This is a genomic window from Bacillus sp. GMa5/1, assembly GCF_050172015.1.
Classification (GTDB): domain Bacteria; phylum Bacillota; class Bacilli; order Bacillales; family Bacillaceae_G; genus Bacillus_A; species Bacillus_A cereus.
Genome location: NZ_JBNLYC010000322.1, coordinates 1 through 2,885, shown reverse-complemented (window position 1 = coordinate 2,885; position 2,885 = coordinate 1). Strand labels below are relative to the sequence as shown.

Below are 2,885 nucleotides of genomic sequence, written 5' to 3'. Positions count from 1 at the left end.
TTCCCCTTAACATCCATATACAATACATTTACAAATATCAAATACAAAATCTATGAACTTAAAAAGTTATACCTACTTAACTTATTACACACCTTTATATGCTTGTTTATATACTTCTTTTAATTCTGAAATCAATGGAAGTTTCGGATTTGCTGGTGTACATTGATCTTCAAATGCTCTTTCTGATAAGACATCCACAACATTTTCAAATGCTTCTTGTTTTACTCCTTGTCCTGCAATACTCATATTAATATTCAATTCTTTTCCAAGGCTGATAATTGCTTGCACAAGAGATTCTACCCCTTCTTCCACTGTACTTGCTGGCAGCCCCAATGTTCTTGCAATATATGCATAACGTTCATCTGCCACAAAATGCTCATATTTTGGGAACAATGCATGTTTTCTCGGCTTAATAGCATTATAGCGAATTACATGCGGCATTAAGATTGCGTTAGCGCGTCCATGTGGAATGTGAAATTCTGGTCCAAGCTTATGCGCCAAACTATGATTAATACCAAGAAATGCATTTGCAAAAGCCATCCCTGCAATTGCAGAAGCATTATGCATTTTCTCACGTGCTTCTTCATCATTTCCATTTTTATATGCTCTCGGTAAATATTTAAATACTAGATCAATGGCTTTTAAGGCCAATCCATCTGTATAGTCATTTGCCATAATAGACACGTATGCTTCAATTGCATGTGTTAACACATCCATTCCAGTATCTGCTGTTACATGAGGTGGCACTGTCATTACAAACTGTGGATCAATAATCGCTACATCTGGTGTTAATTCATAATCAGCAAGTGGATATTTTATATTATTTTTTTTATCTGTAATAACCGCGAATGGTGTCACTTCTGACCCTGTTCCTGATGTTGTTGGAATCGCAACAAATTGTGCTTTTTGCCCTAGTGTTGGAAATTTACATGTACGTTTTCTAATATCTAAAAACTTTTGTTTGATTCCAAAGAATTTTGTTTCTGGATATTCATAAAATAGCCACATTCCTTTTGCTGCATCCATTGCTGAACCTCCGCCCAATGCAATAATTACATCAGGTTTGAAGCTTCTCATCATCTCAGCACCCTTGAATACTGTTTCATCTGATGGATCTGGTTCTACCTCTGAGAAAACACCTACTTTTACATCATTTAAATGCTGTTGTAAGTAATGTGTAACTGTATCCACATATCCCAGTTCTACCATTCCTGGATCCGTTACAATGAATGCTCGTGAAATGTTTGGCATCTTAGCTAAATATTGTGTCGCATGTTTTTCAAAAAAAACCTTAGGTGGTAATTTGAACCATTGCATATTATTTTTTCTATTCGCCAAACGCTTTACATTTATTAAATGTGTAGCTGTTACGTTTTGAGAAACAGAATTTTTACCGTATGATCCACAACCTAATGTTAAAGATGGAATAAATGCGTTATATATATCACCAATCCCACCTTGTGCTGACGGTGAATTTACAATAAGGCGACAAGCTTTCATTCTTAAACCAAATTGTTTTTGTACTTCTTTATTTGTAGAATGAATAACCGCTGAATGCCCTAAGCCACCTAAATTTAACATTTCTTCACAGTATTTAAATCCTTCTTCTTGTGAATTTGCTTTGATACAAGCTAATACTGGGCTCAATTTTTCACGTGATAGTGGATATTCTGCACCCACTCCCTTAATTTCAGCTACAAGTATTTTTGTATCTTCTGGTACCTTAATGCCTACTAATGATGCAATATAATGTGCTGATTTCCCAACGATATCACTATTTACTGCACATGTATTTTCATTAATAACAAGCTTCTCTAATTTTATTCTCTCTTCTTCGGTAACAAAATAACAATTGTTGTCTTGCATTTCTTTTTTTACACTATTATAGATTTCTTTATCTACAATGATTGCTTGTTCAGAAGCACAAATCATACCATTATCAAATGTTTTTGATAAAATTAAATCGTTTACAGCTCGTTTTACATGTGCTGATTTCTCTAAATAACAAGGTACATTCCCAGGTCCTACTCCTAAGGCCGGTTTCCCTGTAGAATATGCTGACTTCACCATTCCAGCACCCCCGGTTGCAAGAACAAGTGCAACCCCCTCATGGTTCATTAATCTTTTTGTTGCCTCAACAGAAGGTTTTTCGATCCATTGAATGCAATTCTCCGGTGCCCCTGCCTTAATTGCAGCATCTCTTAATATTTTAGCCGCTGCAACAGAGCATCGCTGAGCAGATGGATGAAAAGCGAAAATAATTGGATTTCTTGTTTTCATTGCAATAATTGCTTTAAACATAGTAGTTGAAGTAGGATTCGTTACTGGTGTCACACCAGCAACTACACCTACTGGTTCGGCAATTTCAATGACTTCTTCATGTGGATCTTCATGAATAATTCCTACAGTTTTATCTTTTTTTATGCTATGCCAAATATATTCAGTCGCAAATATATTTTTTGTACATTTATCCTCATACACACCTCGACCAGTTTCCTCAACTGCCATTTTTGCTAATGGCATATGTTGATCTAATCCAGATAGTGCCATTTCATGAACAATATGATCTACTTGCTCTTGCGTATAAGATTCTAGTGCTTTTAGTGCTTCTTTTCCATTTTCAACTAAAGTATTAACAACTTCTTGTACATCATTTTCATCTTTAATTACTACGTTGACCATTGCTTGTACTTCTTTTTCATCCGTCTTGTTTGTCATATTAAAGCCTCCAGATCACTATAAAAATAGATTTAAAATGTTGGAACTTATTGTTTTCATCTTGCCTATTAAGTAAAAGCTTAAATCATGTGAAGTATTTCACAAATAATGATGTGAAATTTTCAACTACTCCTACTATACATGAAATGACTATTTTTTATTGTGTA

General features: G+C 34.7%; 1 protein-coding gene. It reads right to left on the bottom strand.

From position 1 onward, the window contains the following. Positions 1–84: 84 nt before the first annotated feature. On the bottom strand, positions 85–2,682 hold the full coding sequence (adhE, locus tag ACQGSG_RS28065) for a bifunctional acetaldehyde-CoA/alcohol dehydrogenase (protein ID WP_074596623.1): 2,598 nt from the start codon (positions 2,680–2,682) through the stop codon (positions 85–87). Positions 2,683–2,885 lie beyond the last annotated feature (203 nt).

Coding starts and splice junctions, on each gene's coding strand:
- adhE (WP_074596623.1), bottom strand. CDS start 2,682: ATGGTCAACGTAGTAATTAAAGATGAAAATGATGTACAAGAAGTTGTT.